13 protein-coding genes and 3 pseudogenes are annotated in these 17495 nt (G+C 32.3%); 13 read left to right on the top strand and 3 right to left on the bottom strand.

Translation table 11 applies throughout. From position 1 onward, the window contains the following. Positions 1 to 378: 378 nt before the first annotated feature. The 6 genes and pseudogenes from MUA60_RS15000 (at position 379) to arsC (ending at position 5424) form a co-directional block, all read left to right on the top strand. On the top strand, positions 379 to 1341 hold the full coding sequence (locus MUA60_RS15000; RefSeq protein WP_262648949.1) for a M23 family metallopeptidase: 963 nt from the start codon (positions 379 to 381) through the stop codon (positions 1339 to 1341). A gap of 238 nt (positions 1342 to 1579) precedes the next feature. Further along, a complete protein-coding gene (locus MUA60_RS14995) occupies positions 1580 to 1888 on the top strand; it encodes a transcriptional regulator (protein WP_316964760.1) in 309 nt (102 codons plus the stop codon). Then, positions 1875 to 3197: a hypothiocyanous acid reductase MerA gene (merA, locus tag MUA60_RS14990; protein ID WP_262648948.1), complete on the top strand. Its 1323-nt coding sequence runs from the start codon at positions 1875 to 1877 to the stop codon at positions 3195 to 3197. Before MUA60_RS14995 ends, merA begins: the two co-directional genes overlap by 14 nt. A 194-nt stretch (positions 3198 to 3391) precedes the next feature. Next, positions 3392 to 3706, top strand: coding sequence for an ArsR/SmtB family transcription factor (locus tag MUA60_RS14985; RefSeq protein WP_262648947.1), 315 nt, complete (start codon positions 3392 to 3394; stop codon positions 3704 to 3706). Beyond that, a pseudogene (gene arsB, locus MUA60_RS14980) lies at positions 3706 to 4999 on the top strand (arsenite efflux transporter membrane subunit ArsB). Before MUA60_RS14985 ends, arsB begins: the two are co-directional and overlap by 1 nt. A gap of 17 nt (positions 5000 to 5016) precedes the next feature. Next, positions 5017 to 5424 carry an arsenate reductase (thioredoxin) gene (gene arsC, locus MUA60_RS14975; protein WP_262648945.1) on the top strand — a complete coding sequence of 136 codons (408 nt, stop codon included), beginning with the start codon at positions 5017 to 5019 and terminating at the stop codon, positions 5422 to 5424. 387 nt (positions 5425 to 5811) lie between these two features. Here arsC and MUA60_RS14970 read toward each other — a convergent pair whose 3' ends face one another. Further along, positions 5812 to 7116: a TrkH family potassium uptake protein gene (locus MUA60_RS14970; protein WP_262648944.1), complete on the bottom strand. Its 1305-nt coding sequence runs from the start codon at positions 7114 to 7116 to the stop codon at positions 5812 to 5814. A 238-nt stretch (positions 7117 to 7354) separates the two neighbouring features. Continuing rightward, a pseudogene (locus MUA60_RS14965) lies at positions 7355 to 7994 on the bottom strand (3-hydroxybutyrate dehydrogenase); the annotation flags it as partial. A 121-nt stretch (positions 7995 to 8115) separates the two neighbouring features. Here MUA60_RS14965 and MUA60_RS14960 point away from each other — a divergent pair. Beyond that, the gene (locus MUA60_RS14960; RefSeq protein ID WP_107611145.1) at positions 8116 to 9282 is read left to right on the top strand and encodes an IS256 family transposase; all 1167 of its coding nucleotides are present in this window, start codon (positions 8116 to 8118) and stop codon (positions 9280 to 9282) included. Between the two features lie 290 nt (positions 9283 to 9572). On the opposite strand, the gene MUA60_RS14955 is transcribed toward MUA60_RS14960, so the two are convergent. Then, positions 9573 to 10553: a tRNA dihydrouridine synthase gene (locus MUA60_RS14955; RefSeq protein ID WP_025904672.1), complete on the bottom strand. Its 981-nt coding sequence runs from the start codon at positions 10551 to 10553 to the stop codon at positions 9573 to 9575. A 220-nt stretch (positions 10554 to 10773) separates the two neighbouring features. Here MUA60_RS14955 and MUA60_RS14950 point away from each other — a divergent pair, with 220 nt between their 5' ends. From MUA60_RS14950 to MUA60_RS14920, 6 genes and pseudogenes are all read left to right on the top strand, one after another. Continuing rightward, the gene (locus MUA60_RS14950) at positions 10774 to 12171 is read left to right on the top strand and encodes an MDR family MFS transporter (RefSeq protein WP_262648943.1); all 1398 of its coding nucleotides are present in this window, start codon (positions 10774 to 10776) and stop codon (positions 12169 to 12171) included. Positions 12172 to 12359: 188 nt separating this feature from the next. Further along, positions 12360 to 13223, top strand: a complete 864-nt coding sequence (locus MUA60_RS14945; RefSeq protein WP_262648941.1) for an alpha/beta hydrolase — start codon at positions 12360 to 12362, stop codon at positions 13221 to 13223. Positions 13224 to 13359: 136 nt separating this feature from the next. Beyond that, positions 13360 to 14034 (top strand): IS6-like element IS257 family transposase, encoded by a 675-nt coding sequence (locus MUA60_RS14940; RefSeq protein WP_262648940.1) that lies wholly within the window; start codon positions 13360 to 13362, stop codon positions 14032 to 14034. Positions 14035 to 14097: 63 nt separating this feature from the next. Next, a pseudogene (locus MUA60_RS15640) lies at positions 14098 to 15114 on the top strand (glycosyltransferase); the annotation flags it as partial. Then, on the top strand, positions 15107 to 16447 hold the full coding sequence (gtfB, locus tag MUA60_RS14925; RefSeq protein ID WP_262648937.1) for an accessory Sec system glycosylation chaperone GtfB: 1341 nt from the start codon (positions 15107 to 15109) through the stop codon (positions 16445 to 16447). The pseudogene MUA60_RS15640 and the gene gtfB, both read left to right, overlap by 8 nt. 131 nt (positions 16448 to 16578) lie before the next feature. After that, positions 16579 to 17409 carry an AraC family transcriptional regulator gene (locus MUA60_RS14920; RefSeq protein WP_262648936.1) on the top strand — a complete coding sequence of 277 codons (831 nt, stop codon included), beginning with the start codon at positions 16579 to 16581 and terminating at the stop codon, positions 17407 to 17409. The last annotated feature ends 86 nt before the right edge of the window (positions 17410 to 17495 follow it).

Genomic DNA, 17495 nt, shown 5'->3' with positions numbered 1-17495 from the left:
ATGGTGTAAAAATTAAATCGATCATAAATATAGAGGCGAGGATATCATCTAATATCCTTGCCTCTATATTTATTATTTAAATGCTAGTTAATTCAACATCTAATTTTATGAGTAATAAGAATGTCCCTTTAGGTATCTTTTGAAAGTTATTAGATTCTTAACTTGTAATGAATTTTTTTGAAAATAGCCCATTAAATGTATACATCCTATGTGTAATAAGGAATGATACTAATATCAAAAATTCAGAAATCAGTAATATTATTTTGAAAATATTACAACTTTTTATTTACTATACACAAATCGATTACAAGTATTTATTTTCATTTAAGCACGTGATAGATTGAGTTCTATAGTTTAAGAAAAGGAAGGTTTATTAAAATGAAAAAAATACTAACAACTTCAATAGCGACTATTGGAATTCTAACTATGAGTATTGCTCAACAAGACGCACAAGCTGAAGAACAAAGTAGTGTATCTACGCAAAATACTCACAACCATACGGGAATTGAAAATGATGTTTATTACACAATAGATAGTAAAGGGAATTATCATCACACATTAGATGGCAATTGGAATCAATCTATGTTTGAACATAAAGAATATAAATCGTATGAAGTAGATCAAAATGGTGTTACGCATTATTACTATTTTGAAAAAGATGATAATGATTATTCACCATCTCAATCAAATCAATCAATTAAGGATAAAGGTTATCAAGTAAATAATGGAGAAGAGAATCAAACATCTGAAACAAATAAAGAAACGATAGCAAATGATAATCAAACAGCTAAGCATAATGAAACAGGAAGTAATGGACATGTAGCGACTTCTAATGAAACAAATGATAATCAAGAAACAGCTCAATATAACAATACTGCTTCTAAAGAACAATCTACTCATAACAACGATGCAACTAGCACTAAGGAAGCGAAAGGTAATGCAGAAGCTTCATCAAATTGGCTTACTAAAAATAAAAAGTTACAAGAATATGGTCAATATCACGGCGGAGGTGCACATTACGGTGTAGATTATGCTATGGAAGAAAATACCCCTGTATACGCTTTAGCAGATGGAACTGTGATTCAAAGTGGTTGGAGTAACTACGGTGGTGGTAACCAAGTAACAATAAAAGAGAAAAATAGTGATTATTATCAATGGTACATGCATATGAATAAATTAAATGTAAATAAAGGTGACGAAGTGAAAGCAGGTCAACAAATTGGACAATCAGGTAATACTGGTAATTCAACGGCACCACATTTACATTTCCAACGTATGCAAGGTGGCGTAGGTAATGAATATTCAGTTAATCCAGATTCTTATATCAACAACAATCAATAATTTTATAAGAAAAAATCACGTCTTATTATAGGCGTGATTTTTTTATTTGAACTTAAGAAGTAGATATGTTTAAATATAATTATTATAGTTACATTTAAAAGGAGATGATTCATTGAATTTAGAATTTAATATCGCGGTTCACGTATTAACTTTCTTAAGTAAACATTCATCTGAAAGATTTAGTAGTGTCGAATTGTCATGAAAAGTTTGTGTTAATCCTGTGCAATTAAGAAGAGTTATGAGTAAACTATTAGAAGAAGGTTACATTACAACACAAAAGGGCAAATATGGAGGGTATCGTATAAATGGTAATGTGTTAGATACGCCATTATCCAATTTATTTAAATTATTCGCTTCTAGTCAATCATTTGGCAGAATTTATACAGGTACAAAAGAAAGTGACTGTAAAATCTCAAATGAAATGAGTCGAGTAATGTCCAACTATCATCGAAAAGAATTTGAAATAATTGAAAAATATTATCAAAATATTTCTATTGGAGATATATTAAACGATATATTAATGGAGGGTTACAATGAAAAAGTATGATTTATTAATTTTAGGGTTTGGTAAAGGTGGAAAAACACTAGCAAAAACAGCTTCAGCTCAAGGGAAACAAGTAGCAGTTGTTGAACAATCCAAAAAAATGTATGGTGGTACATGTATCAATATCGGCTGTATTCCATCTAAAACATTAGTGCACGAAGGATTAGAAAGTGGATCGTTCAATCAAGCATTTGAGCGTAAAGAAGAAGTCGTAACGGCCCTTAATAAAAAGAATTATCATAATTTAGCAGACGATGAAAATATAACAGTATTAGATTACAAGGCTAGCTTTAAATCCAATACGGAAGTAGACTTATTAGATGAACAAGGCAAAGTTGTAGATACTTTAACAGCAGATGACATTGTGATAAATACTGGTGCAACACCTGTTATTCCTGATATCAAAGGCATTAAAGAATCTAAACATTTATATGATTCTACAGGAATAATGAATTTAAGCGAACAACCTAAACGGTTAGTTATTGTTGGCGGAGGATATATTTCTTTAGAATTCGCATCTATGTTTTCAAACTTTGGTACACAAGTGACTGTATTAGAAGCGAATGATAAATTAATGGCAAGAGAAGATGAAGAAATCGTTTCACATGCGATTAAAGATTTAGAAGATAAAGGTGTAAAATTCGAGTTAGGTGCTCAAACTTCAGAATTTGAAGATAAAGATGGATATACAATCGCTAAAACGAATAAAGGTGATTTTGAAGCAGAAGCGGTATTACTCGCAATTGGTAGAAAGCCAAATACTGACTTAAATTTAGAAAACACTGATATTAAACTAGGTGAACGTGGCGAAATAGAAGTCAATAATCAGTTGGAAACAGCTGTAAAACATATCTATGCAATAGGTGATGTAAAAGGTGGCATGCAATTCACTTATATTTCTTTAGATGACTTTAGAATTGTTAAAGACAAATTATTCGGTTCAGTTGCTCGCACTACAGAAAATAGAGGTGCGGTACCTTATACGGTATTTATAGATCCTCCATTATCTCGTGTGGGATTGACTGCTAAAGAAGCAAAAGAACAAAGGTATGAAATTAAAGAAGGTAAACTACCAGTAAGTAATATACCTCGTCACAAAATTAATAATGATCCTAGAGGTCTGTTTAAAGTTGTGATAGACGCAACAACAAATAAAGTACTTGGCGCTACCTTATATGGTTTACAATCTGAGGAAATCATTAATATAGTAAAACTGGCAATTGACCAAAATATTGACTATACAGTTTTACGTGACAATATATATACACATCCTACTATGATAGAATCATTTAATGATTTATTTAATATTTAATTATATATAAATGTAATAAAGGCACATCACATATTGACGAATTGTTCAATAATGTGGATGTGCCTTTTTTATTGAAACGACATTAACTACTCTTCATCCCGATTTTAATACTTGTAATTACGATACAGTCAAACATCTATATAGACATATATCAATATAGATTTTAATCTATTTAATATCTAGGAGGTACATATATGTCTTATAAAGAACTCTCAATAATATTAAAAGTGTTATCAGATCCAAGCAGATTGGAAATATTAGACTTACTTTCTTGTGATGAATTATGTGCTTGTGATTTGTTGGAGCACTTTCAATTCTCACAACCAACACTCAGTCATCATATGAAGTTATTAGTAGATAACGAATTAGTTTATACACGTAAAGATGGTAACAAGCATATGTATCAACTTAATCATGTTATTTTAGATGATATCAATCAAAATATAAACATTATTAACACATCTAACCAACGTTGTGTATGTAAAAATATAAAATCAGGTGAATGTTGATTATGACGACTTTAGCAATTGTAATTTTTCTTTTAACTTTAATCTTTGTGATATGGCAACCTAAAGGTTTAGATATTGGTATTACAGCTTTAATTGGGGCGGTCATCTCTATTATTACAGGTGTTGTTAGCTTTTCTGATGTACTAGAGGTAACAGGTATCGTTTGGAATGCCACTTTAACATTTGTAGCTGTTATTCTTATTTCATTAATATTAGACGAGATTGGATTTTTTGAATGGTCTGCAATACATATGGTCAAAGCTTCAAACGGTAACTGCTTAAAAATGTTTGTATATATCATGCTATTAGGATCAATAGTAGCTGCATTTTTCGCAAATGATGGTGCTACTTTAATCTTAACGCCAATTGTATTAGCGATGGTAAGAAATTTGGGTTTCAGTAAAAAAACGATATTCCCTTTTATTATTGCAAGTGGACTTATTGCTGATACTACATCACTTCCATTAATTGTGAGTAATTTAGTAAATATCGTTTCTGCTGATTACTTCAATATTGGATTTATTGAGTACTTTAGTCGAATGATTATTCCAAATATATTCTCTCTGATCGCTAGCATATTTGTATTATGGCTTTATTTCAGAACATCTATACCAAAAACTTTCGAAAAAAAGAAACTTATGAACCCAAATGATGCAATTAAAGACTTAAAATTATTTAAGATTTCTTGGCTAGTATTAGCAATATTACTTGTAGGCTATCTTGTTAGTGAGTTTATTCAAATCTCTGTATCGATCATTGCTTGTACGATTGCACTTATCTTTGTGATCTTAGCTCGTAATTCTCCTGCAGTTCATACTAAACAAGTGATTAAAGGTGCACCATGGAATATTGTTCTATTTTCTATAGGTATGTACTTAGTTGTATTTGGATTAAAAAACGTTGGCATCACATCAATTTTAGCTGAAGTATTATCTAATATTTCAAGTCATGGATTATTCAGTAGTGTTATGGGCATGGGTTTTATATCAGCATTTTTATCTTCCATTATGAATAATATGCCTACTGTATTAATAGATGCAATCGCAATTGGACAATCTAGTGCAACAGGCATATTAAAAGAAGGTATGGTTTATGCGAATGTTATAGGTTCTGATTTAGGACCTAAAATTACGCCAATAGGTTCGTTAGCGACATTATTGTGGCTTCATGTTTTAACACAAAAAGGGGTAAAAATTTCTTGGGGGAACATACTTTAAAACAGGAATCATTATTACTATTCCGGTACTATTTGTCACACTCTTAGGTTTATATCTCACACTAATTATATTTTAAGAAAAGAGGCTTTAACTATGGGTAAGAAAACAATTTATTTTTTATGTACTGGCAACTCTTGTCGTAGCCAAATGGCAGAAGGTTGGGGAAAGAAAATTTTAGGTGACAGTTTTTATGTCTATTCTGCTGGAATTGAAACACATGGTGTTAATCCAAAAGCAGTAGAAGCTATGAAAGAAGTAGGTATTGATATCTCAAATCATACATCAGACTTGATTGATAATGATATCTTAAGACAATCAGATTTAGTCATAACATTATGTAGCAATGCAGATGATAATTGTCCCATCATACCACCTAACGTCAAAAAAGAACACTGGGGCTTTGATGATCCAGCAGGAAAAGAATGGTCAGAATTTCAACGTATTAGAGATGAAATCGGAAGTAGAATACAATTATATAAAGAAATATTCCTTAAAAATTGAATAGGGTGTAATTATATATAAATAAGTAAAATTCATCTTACTTTATAAACCGCATCATTAACTGATAAGCAGAAAGTTATCATAAGTAGGTGGGGGAAGAAGAGGTTAAGTATGAAAGAAAGATTGTTTAATTGTCCTGTTGAAGCGATTATAAGTTTAATAGGAGGCAATTATAAACCGATTATACTTTGGTATTTATTAGATAGAAAATAAAGATTTAAAGAATCACAAATTGGCATACCAGAACAACAAATGGCGCAAGACGAGAAGCATCCTATGATTAATGGACATCAAGACTGGTTAGACTGCCTCGCAAAATTTTCACAATAACAAAACCGCCCGATTCTGTAGTTCACTACTACGTATCGGGCGATTATTTTTATAGAATTATAAATGAATCTTTTCTGTTGAGTAAAAGTATAACTCTTTTTTGAGGTGTACAAATATCGAAAGGATAATGAGTACGCCTATTTTACCAACTATCATTAGCAAAATGAGTATAATTTTAGACATCGAATTTAAATCAGCGGTTATGCCAGTTGAAAGTCCAACTGTTGCAAAAGCTGAAATCGTTTCAAATAATACCTTTGTTGTATCAAGTTTTGGATTTTGAATTAAAATACTCAATGTTGAGATAAAAATTATAGAACTTGATAAAAAACATACAGTTATTGCTTTATTTATTTGTTCCGTCACAATACTTTTCTTAAATATATGTGGATGTGTCTGACCTTTTAATAAAGTATATAAATATACGATAATGATAGCAAAGGTCGTAACTTTTATACCACCACCGGTACTCATAGGTGCGGCACCAATAAACATTAATAAATCAAATATAAATAGAGTAGAGTCGTGTAATTGACCTATGTCAACGGTATTGAATCCAGCAGTTCTAGTTGATATCGATTGGAAAACGGATTTAAAGATTTGAACAATCCAATTATCGTTTTTTAATACATTATTTGCTTCTAATAGCCAAAATGAAAGTGATCCAATCACGATTAATATGGCTGTAGTAGTTAATACGATTTTTGAATGTAGACTTAATTTACTTAAGCGATTAGCTTTCCACAAATCTAATATAACAATATAACCTATACCGCCAATTACAATTAACAATGGAACAATGACGTTCACAATTAAGTTATCACTGTAACTCATCAGACTATCTGAAAATAAAGAAAAACCAGCGTTATTGAATGATGATACAGAAGTAAATATACTGATGAACCCACCTCTAGCAAGACCGTGATCTGGTATAAAGACAAGCGATAAAAGAATAGCACCCAAAATCTCGATAATAAAGCTGAATAAAACAAGGCGTATAGTTATATTTAGTAATCCTGAATCATTATCAAGACTCCACGTATACTTTAATAATTCTCTATTTTTGTACGTAATGTTTTTTCTAGTGAAAATCATTATAAAGATCATTAAAGTAACAATTCCTAACCCACCAATTTGAATCAGTAGAAGTATTACCAAATATCCTAATTCATTAAACTGGTTAGGTATATCAACAGTTGAAAGCCCTGTTACTGTAAATGCACTTGTAGCGATAAAAAAAGCATCAACAAAATCAATAGGTTTTCGTCCAGTAACTGGCAAGTAGAGTAATATCGAACCTATGATTGTAGTCGTTAAAAATAGTGTTAGATAAATCATAGTAACTTTGAATATAGTATTCATTTTTTATCACCTGCATTATAAGATATAAAGATAATAGTCCTATTAATAAAAAATAGCAATAAATTTATAAATTAATAGAAAACATTATCTAGCATATCAGGTGGTGTTCTAGAGGAGAAAATGATTATAGCGAGGAAGAATTTTTAAAAGGTTTTCAAGAAATCAAGTTATTCTATAACGTATGAAATAATAAAAACTCAGGTTGAGACATACATTATGTCCTAGCCTGAGTTTTTTATTATTGTGCTGTATATCCGCCGTCTATTAAGATAGATTGACCAGTTACGCTTTTGGCTTTGTCACTGGCAATGAATACGGAATAGTCTGCTACGTCTTGTATGTCTACAAGTCGTTTTTGAGGAATCATTGGGAATAATACTTCATCAAGTACTTGATCAACACTTACGTTTCTTGTTTTGGCTAAGTCTTCCATTTGGCCACGTACAAGTGGTGTATCAATGTAACCTGGGCATATGGCATTTACTGTGATACCGTCTTCTGCAGTTTCTAATGCAGTGACTTTTGTTAAACCGATAATGCCGTGTTTGGCACTGTTATATGCAGATTTTCCTGAAAATCCGATAACGCCATTAATAGAAGACATATTTAAGATACGACCAAATTGTTGTTTTTTCATAATAGGTAATACATGTTTCGTCATGATGAATGTACCCACTAACATAATATCAATCATTTGTTTGAATTTAGCTGTTGGGAGATCCTCAATATTTGAGACATGTTGTAAGCCTGCGTTATTTTACTAAAACATCTATACGACCGTAATGTTTTTCAGTTTCTTCGACAAGATTTATGACATCATCTTCATTCGAAACATCTGCTGGAATACCGATACAGTCAAACCCTTTTTCTTTAAAGTCACGCACGACGTTGTCTAAATTAGGAATATGTCCATATAATTGTGTAATAAAAAAAGAGCCACATATAGCTCACTTTGGTACAATGTAATCGACTAAGAAAAAATTGTAGAGGTGACTATATATGACTCAATTAAATGTTAACTTAGATTATGAAGAATTGGCAAGTGCTATTTTTGGAAGTGATATGAATGCGTCTATGAAAACAATAGCTATGACTGTCATAAATGCATACATGGAAATGGAAAGAGACAAGTATGTTAATGCTGGATATAAACAAAAGAATTCAGGAAGAAACGCACAACGTAATGGCTATTATGAGCGTGATTTCCTGATGCCTATTGGCAATCTGACATTAAAAGTTCCAAGAACACGTGACGGTGAATTTACAACTGAAGTATTTAATCAATATTCGCGTTCTGACCAATCGCTTATTTTAGCGATGACAGAAGCATACATTAATGGTGTTTCAACTAGAAATGTTAATAAAATTGTGGAATCCCTAACGGGAAAATCTGTGTCTAAATCAACTGTTTCAGGCGTAATAAAAAACCTAGATCCTGAAATTAAAGAATGGGCTGGTAGACCTATTGTTAGTCATCAGTATAAGTATGTATTTGTTGATGCTATGCACATTAAGGTAAGAGAGAATAATAAAATTGTTTCTAAAGGTGTTTATATCGCTATGGGTATCAACGAAAATAGAAAACGCGACATTATTGGCTTTAAAATTTCTAATCAAGAGTCAGAATTAGCTTGGTCAGAGTTTTTTGAAGACTTAAGAATGCGTGGTTTAACAACACCTGAACTTATTATCTCTGATGCGCATTCTGGACTTATTAAATCTATTAAGTCACAGTTTATTGATTCATCTTGGCAACGTTGTACATTCCATTTTCTTAAAAATATTGTAGAGAGATTTCCTAAAAAGAACTCTAAAGAAGCTAGAATGTTACTTAAATCAATATTCCAAGCACCAACATATCGTCACGCTGTTCAGCTCAAAGATGAATTCATTGCACAATATGAAAGTAATCCTAAGTATGTGGAAGCTATTAAAATATTGGATGAAGGCTTCGAAGATGCCTCACAATTCTATAGATTTCCTGCTCAACATCATAAAAATCTAAGAACTACTAATTCAGTTGAAAATATTAATATGCAACTCAGAAAACGAGAAAAAATAGTTAAAACATTCCCTAATCTAGATTCAGCTTTTAGATTAATTGGCGCAGTACTTATGGATATTCAAGAAAGATTTGATAAGTCTAACAGACCATTTATCGCTTAATTAAGCTACTTATTTTTTAAAAAATAAGTAGTGATCAAACAACTATATCTGTTTAAACTTCAAAACATATATAGTTGTTCGATTCATTAAAAAACCAAAGGTTGATTACATTCTAAAGATATTACACAAACATATGGACTTGACTACTTGTGCCGAGTTTTGTAACTAAGACGCCCGTTAATTACAGATTCCCTAACTTTTGTAATTAACTCTCCCAACAATCCCATAATACCCAACAAAAAATCCCCTGCTAACTCCAACGTTAACAGGGGACTCTTTATTGATTCACTTTAAGATTCAACGACGTCTTCCATTTGAGCTTCGAATTCATCTAGTAATGCGCGTACTTCATCTGTTGTTTCTGTACTCATTAATTGATGTCTTAATTCGCTAGCGCCTCTCATGCTACGTACGTATATTTTGAAGAATCTACGTAAGCTTTTGAATTGTCTTGTTTCACTTGTCGCGTATTTATCGAATAATGTGAGATGTAATCTGAGTAGGTCTAATAGTTCTTTACTTGTATGCTCACGAGGCTCTTTCTCAAATGCAAATGGATTATTGAAGATACCTCTACCGATCATAACACCATCGATGCCGTATTTTTCAGCAAGTTCAAGACCTGTCTTTCTATCAGGTATATCACCGTTAATTGTTAACAATGTATTTGGTGCGATTTCGTCACGCAAATTCTTAATCGCTTCGATTAATTCCCAATGTGCATCTACTTTACTCATTTCTTTACGCGTACGAAGGTGAATAGATAAGTTTGCGATGTCTTGTTCGAAGACGTGCTTTAACCAATCTCTCCATTCTTCTATATCATAATAACCGAGGCGTGTCTTAACACTTACCGGTAGACCACCAGCTTTAGCTGCTTGAATAATTTCAGCGGCACGTTCAGGTCTTAGAATTAAGCCAGAACCTTTACCTTTGCCTGCAACATTTGCCACAGGACAGCCCATATTCAAATCAATACCTTTAAAGCCCATTTCTGCCATTCCGATACTCATTTCTCGGAAATGATCTGGCTTGTCGCCCCATATATGTGCGACGATAGGTTGTTCATCTTCACTGAACGTTAAGCGTCCGCGAACACTGTGTATACCTTCAGGGTGACAAAAACTTTCCGTATTTGTAAACTCAGTGAAAAAGACATCCGGTCTCGCTGCTTCACTGACTACGTGACGAAAGACGATATCCGTAACATCTTCCATAGGTGCCAAAATAAAAAATGGACGTGGCAATTCACTCCAAAAATTTTCTTTCATAATATATTTTAACCTTCTTATTTATTAATTTATTAAATATTTATCCATGATGATATTACCATAAAAGTGCAACTTATACAAAAGGATATTTACTCATTTTAATGCAAATTATCTATCGTAACATCTAAACATTTTGATACGTAAAGCATGCATTTTGACTTTATCATATGCCTTTGTATAACATGATAATATTAGAGAAAGATTTTGAGGAGATGTCGTCGTGGAAGAGTTGAAACAAAGGGAAAAAACCTTGCTCATTACGATTTTGATGGTAGGGTCATTTGTGGCCATCTTGAACCAGACACTCATGACTACAGCCTTACCAAGTATTATGAAAGAAATGCATTTAACGAGCAGTACAGTACAATGGCTGACGTCTATATTTATGTTAGTGAATGGAATCATGATTCCCATTACCGCATATTTAACACAGCGATTTACGACAAGAACGTTATACTTTGCAGCTTTAACATTCTTTATAGTAGGTTCTATTATTTGTGTTATAACGGATCAATTCAGTGTCATACTCGTAGGACGTGCAGTTCAAGCAATGGGTGCTGGGATTATGATGCCTTTAATGCAGACAGTCCTATTTCTTGTTTATCCAGCTGATAAAAGAGGGCAAGCTATGGGGATGTTTGGATTAGTTGTCAGCTTCGCACCAGCAATTGGTCCAACATTGTCAGGTTGGGTTGTTTCTCACTACAGTTGGAAAGTGATATTTTATATTTTATTAATCGTAGTCATTATAGACTTATTATTTGCGTTGAAATTCGTGAAGAATGTAACAGATGTTACGAAACCGAAGCTTAATAAACTATCTGTCACACTGTCTACATTGGGCTTTGCGGCATTGTTATTTGGCTTTAGCGAAGCGGGTAATTTAGGCTGGCATCATCCTTTAGTTTATTCAATGATCATTGCAGGTATTGTCATCTTAACAATGTTTATCGTGAAACAATTAAGCATGACTGAGCCATTTCTTAACGTACGCGTCTTCACCTATAAATCCTTTACGATCAATATGATTATCGTCTGTATCGTCTTTGTTTCATTTATAGGAAGTCAAACAGTATTGTCATTCTACTTACAAAATCTACACGGATATTCACCATTAATGTCAGGATTAGCACTGATGCCAGGTGGAATTATAACAGGTCTACTTTCACCATTCACAGGTAAAATATTCGATAAATACGGCGGTAAGTTATTATCCATCATAGGCGTTTCAATTGTCGTGATTACATCCTTAGCTTTCACACAACTCGATGCACACACATCATTCGCTTATGTCACAATATTCTTTGCCATTTCACTCGCAGCAAATGCGATGGTCTTTAATCCATTAACAACAGCTGCGTTAAACAATTTATCACGTGAATTAGTACCACATGGAACATCGATGAATAATACAATGAGACAAGTCGGCGCAGCAATGGGTTCAGCAATATTAGTAACAGTTATGAATACAGCCATCTTAAATCCACATGAATATGGAATAGAAGGATTAGTACACGGCGTACGCGTCGCATACGTTGTTATATGTATCGTAGCAGTACTCGGCTTAATATTAGCAATTATCAACCCAACATCTAAAAAAGGCTATAAAGAAGCGTAGCGAAATGAAGCATATCACTAAACTGACAACCTCAGTTTGAAAGTGATATGCTTGTTTTTATAGGGCGAGCAGTATGACATCAGACAACCCTCAGACTGACTCTTGTGGGGTTTATAAGTAATACATAAGGAAATTTATGTAAACATATTTTATACTTAAATCAAAATAACAGAATTGAGGTTATCGTAGTGAAGAAGTTATGGATTTTGGGGATTGGTATTATTATGCTGATGATCATTGTGATAATGACGAAACCATCTAACGAACATCATTCAGCAACAGTTAAATCAACAGACTCAACTTATATAAAAAGCCAAATACCGACATTATTTCTACATGGTTATGCAGGAAGTGCGAATTCAGAGAAATATATGGTTCAACAAGCGAAGAAAAAGGGCGTCACTAAAGAAGTCATCACAGCATATGTATCTGAAGATGGAAAAGTTGAATTAAAAGGAAAACTTAAAAAAGATGCGACGAATCCTATTGTTCAAATAGAACTTGAAAATAATAAACAAGGTGACCTGGATCTCAATGCAGAGTGGTTTAAAAACGTATTAACGAAATTACAAACTGAATATGGCATTAAGAAATTTAACTTTGTCGGACATTCAATGGGGAATTTATCATTCGCTAAATATATGTTGAAATACGGGGATGATGAAACATTACCTCAATTGAATAAAGAAGTGAACATTGCCGGTACGTTTAACGGTGTATTAAATATGAATGAACAAGTAAATGAAATTAGTGTGGATAGAAGCGGTAAACCAAGTCGAATGAACCCACCATATCCAGAACTGCAACAATTGAAAGATATCTATAAAGGACAAGAAATAGAAGTATTAAACATATATGGTGACTTACAAGACGGTACCAACTCAGACGGGCGCGTATCCAACAGCTCATCAAAATCGTTGAAATATTTACTAGGAAATAGCCCGAAAAGCTATAAAGAATCCAAATACGAAGGTAAAACAGCCCAACACAGCGAACTACATGAAAACAAACAAGTCGCGAAAGAGATAGTAGAATTTTTGTGGGGGAGGTAGGGTTCAGTCATAATGAAATAGCGAAGCAGTCTACAAAAGTAGGATGTTTTACTATTTTTTTGCTTTAATAGATCAATAATGGTTCTGTTGCAAAGTTGAATTTATAGTATAATTTTAACAAAAAGGAGTCTTCTGTATGAACTATTTCAGATATAAACAATTTAACAAGGACGTCATCACTTTAGCCGTTGGCTACTATCTAAGATATGCATTGAGTTATCGTGATATATCTGAAATATTAAGGGAGCGTGGTGTAAATGTTCATCATTCAACGGTCTACCGTTGGGTTCAAGAATATGCCCCGATTTTATATCAAATTTGGAAGAAAAAGCATAAAAAAGCTTATTACAAATGGCGTATTGATGAGACGTACATCAAAATAAAAGGAAAATGGAACTATTTATATCGTGCGATTGATGCAGAGGGACATACATTAGATATTTGGTTGCGTAAGCAACGAGATAATCATTCAGCATATGCATTTATCAAACGTCTCATTAAACAATTTGGTAAACCTCAAAAAGTGATTACAGATCAGGCACCTTCAACGAAGGTAGCAATGGCTAAAGTCATTAAAGCTTTTAAACTTAAACCTGACTGTCATTGTACATCGAAATATCTGAATAATCTCATTGAGCAAGATCACCGTTATATTAAAGTAAGAAAGACAAGATATCAAAGTATCAATACGGCAAAGAATACTTTAAAAGGTATTGAATGTATTTACGCTCTATATAAAAAGAACCGCAGGTCTCTTCAGATCTACGGATTTTCGCCATGCCACGAAATTAGCATCATGCTAGCAAGTTAAACGAACACTGACATGACATATTAGTGGTTAGCTATATTTTTTTACTTTGCAACAGAACCTATGAGACAATTCTATAATGAAGATGGTTCTATTGCTTATAACGAGTATTTAAATAATAACGGTCAGTTATACATGTTTAAGGATCAAATTTTCTATTCTAAAGAAGAATTTGTAGCTTATTTCATGAAATGTCTGCATTTAACATCAAAGGATATTGTGCTTATTGACCGGTCTAAAGGAATGGCTCAACCTGTTATTCAAAATAAAGGCGAGTCTCAATTAGGCGTTGTCATTCATGCTGAACATTATAGTGAAAATTCAACAACTGATGATTATATTCTATGGAATAATTATTATGAATATGTATTTTCTCATTGAAGAGAAATTGATTTTTATATTGCAGCAACAGACCGACAAAAAACAGTTCTCAGCAATCAATTTAATAAATATTACGGTACACAACCAAAGATTTATACAGTGCCTGTTGGTAGTATTCACGATGTGGTTATACCGGATAATAGAAAGCCTTATTCAGTCATAACGGCATCAAGATTAGCCAGTGAAAAACATATAGATTGGTTAGTGAAAGCCGTCGTCAAAGCAAAACAATCTATTCCAGATTTGATATTTGATATATACGGAGAAGGTGCAGAAAGAAACATGCTTCAAAAATTAATCAATGAAAATGAAGCAAATGACTATATCAAACTTTTAGGACATGTGAAGTTACAAGATGTATATGCGAATTATGAATTGTTTTTCGCAGGTTCAACGAGTGAAGGTTTCGGATTAACATTGATGGAAGCTGTCGGCTCTGGTCTAGGTATGATAGGATTTGATGTCGATTATGGAAACACAACATTTATCAATCATCATGAAAATGGTTATTTAATTCCATTCGATAAAAGTCAACAATCAGAACAAGAAATCGTCGATAATTTAGCTAATGCGGTTGTTCAATTTTTCAAAAATGATACTTCATCATTTCATGAGAAATCTTATGAACTTGCTGAACAATTCAAGACTGACAATATTAAACAAAAGTGGTTTCACTTAATTGAAGAGGTGCTACATGATTAATCTATTTGAATCTTTCGATATAAGAACACAAAGACTTTATAAAACATTTGAGAACGCAAAGGTGAATGTACAGACCATTGTCATTGAAGAAGATGGATTCTTGCCTTCAAATGTCATAACACCTTATCAGTTTTTCGCAAATAATGATGATCATGCTTCAAAACCTTTATTCTTTAATCAAGTGCCATTGCCAAGATTTTGGGAAATTGGAGGTAATAATAATTCAGCAGAAATTAAAAATATGGGCGAAGTAAAAGGTAGAATTATATATAAGAAGAATTACGGTTTCAGAATAGTTGAGCGAATTGAATGGTTGAACAAACAAGGTAGAACGCAAGTCATTGACTATTATAATGATAAAGGTTTAAAGTATGCGCAATTAATGGTTGATGATAATCAAAGAAGGATTATTAAACGATGGTTCAACGATCGAAATGAAGAAATTATAAGTGAGAATTTCGTAACGAACGATATTATGTTGAAATGGAATGATAAAGAATATATCTTCCAATCAAAAGTACAGTTTGTCATATTTTATTTGAAAATGAGCGAAACCCCTTTAGAAAGCTTTTTAGTCAATTCTTTATCTATACCTTTCGCAGTCCTTCATGATTTAAAAGTAGAAGGACACGACTATTTGTATTGGCAAGAACAAATGAAAGATCATTTACCGGGAAATATGAAGCTTATGTTAGCTGATAAGACAAGAGGTAGTAAAATTTTAGTACCAAGTAACGAGGAATACGATAAAGTACGTGAACTTGTAGAATATGAACATCAAAGTAGAATTGCGAAAGCAGGTTATGTATACGAGTTTAAAAATAATCATAAAGAAGCACGCAATGTGCTCACATTAACGAACTCTGATCAAATTCCACATATTGAAGATATCGTTAAAGCTCATCCGCAATATCAATTTCATATTGCAGCTATTACTGGAATGTCTCAAAAGTTACTTCAACTTAATAAATATCATAATGTCACGCTATATCCTGTAGCAACTAAAGAGAAAATTCATACTTTGTATGAAACATGCGACATTTATTTAGATATTAACAAAGGTAATGAAATTCTAGATGCTATTAAAGTAGCATTTGAGCACAAGTTATTGATTTTAGGATATAAAGAAACAGTGCATAATGCAGATTATATTGCAAAAGAAAATCAATTCTCGTTAGAACATAAAGATCAATTAATCAATGCGTTAAAAGAGATAGAAGCGGAACCTTCATTAGCTGATACTAAACGAGAAATTCAACTGAAGCATGCAAGTTCAATACAAGCGCAAGCATTTGAAGCGTTATTTAGTAATATATGTGTAAATAAAGAATAGAGATTAACAGCCAAGGCATATCATGTGTCTTGGCTTTCTTGCGTGAAAAATGAGAATGAGAACACTATAACAAAGAATTGTATCAATCTCATTAGTATCAGTATAATAAAAGTGAGTAAGGAGGGGTGGTTTTGGCAAACTTATATACACTGCAATTTTTATATATCAATCATTATAGATTCTTACAAGGGTGGAAGGATTATGATGATGGGGTATTATTTTCGCTTATTCGCTATATTGTAAAAGGGTCTGGTAGTTTCACGATTAATGGAGAAAATTATCAAGTACAAGAAGGGGATATTTTGTGTATTCCACAAAATGCAACGTTAAAAAGTGAAGCTATTGAATCGAATATAGAGTTTATAAGTTTAAGATATAGAGCTGATTTGCATAGGTATGGAGCATTACAAAAATTATTAACTGTCGATCTTCCGAATCATATTCGATTTGATGATTCTGAGATAACAAACATTTGTGGGGAATTATTTATTAAGATGAATCAATTATTTACACATGATGACACGGGTCAAAATTATAAATTATTAGGACAATTATATTATTTAATAGGTACTATAAAGTCTCATTTAAAAAGTTCAGTCATTACACCTAGGTTAGATTCTGAAATGGTAGTTAATAATCGTAATGATAAAAGAATTATTCAGACTATAGCCTATATTAAAAATAATTTAAGTACTTCTCATCAAATTGTTACATTAGCGAGTATGATTGATTTAAGTGAATCACAGTTTAGATTATTATTTAAAAATTATACGGGTAAATCACCTCAAACTTATATTTATGAATACAAGATGACCTCGGCAGCTGAATTATTACTCAATACGAACTTAAAAATAAATGAAATCGCGTTACAAGTGGGATATGAAGATGCCAATTATTTTACGAGGCAATTTAAACAAATATATGGATTATCACCAAGGGCATATAGAAATTATATAAACTAGCACAATCATTGATTTGTGCTAGTTTTAATTGATTTATATGCTATTTTTTGTATAAATGGTTATATATACTATTTTGTAAGCGCTTA

The organism is Mammaliicoccus sciuri, assembly GCF_025561425.1.
Lineage (GTDB): Bacteria > Bacillota > Bacilli > Staphylococcales > Staphylococcaceae > Mammaliicoccus > Mammaliicoccus sciuri_A.
This window is presented reverse-complemented; position numbering and strand designations above follow the sequence as displayed.

What these genes read in the sequence shown, in the direction of transcription:
- MUA60_RS15000 (WP_262648949.1), top strand. Translation starts at nt 379, where the DNA reads ATGAAAAAAATACTAACAACTTCAATAGCGACTATTGGAATTCTAACT.
- MUA60_RS14995 (WP_316964760.1), top strand. Translation starts at nt 1,580, where the DNA reads ATGAGTAAACTATTAGAAGAAGGTTACATTACAACACAAAAGGGCAAA.
- merA (WP_262648948.1), top strand. Translation starts at nt 1,875, where the DNA reads ATGAAAAAGTATGATTTATTAATTTTAGGGTTTGGTAAAGGTGGAAAA.
- MUA60_RS14985 (WP_262648947.1), top strand. Translation starts at nt 3,392, where the DNA reads ATGTCTTATAAAGAACTCTCAATAATATTAAAAGTGTTATCAGATCCA.
- arsC (WP_262648945.1), top strand. Translation starts at nt 5,017, where the DNA reads ATGGGTAAGAAAACAATTTATTTTTTATGTACTGGCAACTCTTGTCGT.
- MUA60_RS14970 (WP_262648944.1), bottom strand. Translation starts at nt 7,116, where the DNA reads ATGAATACTATATTCAAAGTTACTATGATTTATCTAACACTATTTTTA.
- MUA60_RS14960 (WP_107611145.1), top strand. Translation starts at nt 8,116, where the DNA reads ATGACTCAATTAAATGTTAACTTAGATTATGAAGAATTGGCAAGTGCT.
- MUA60_RS14955 (WP_025904672.1), bottom strand. Translation starts at nt 10,553, where the DNA reads ATGAAAGAAAATTTTTGGAGTGAATTGCCACGTCCATTTTTTATTTTG.
- MUA60_RS14940 (WP_262648940.1), top strand. Translation starts at nt 13,360, where the DNA reads ATGAACTATTTCAGATATAAACAATTTAACAAGGACGTCATCACTTTA.
- gtfB (WP_262648937.1), top strand. Translation starts at nt 15,107, where the DNA reads ATGATTAATCTATTTGAATCTTTCGATATAAGAACACAAAGACTTTAT.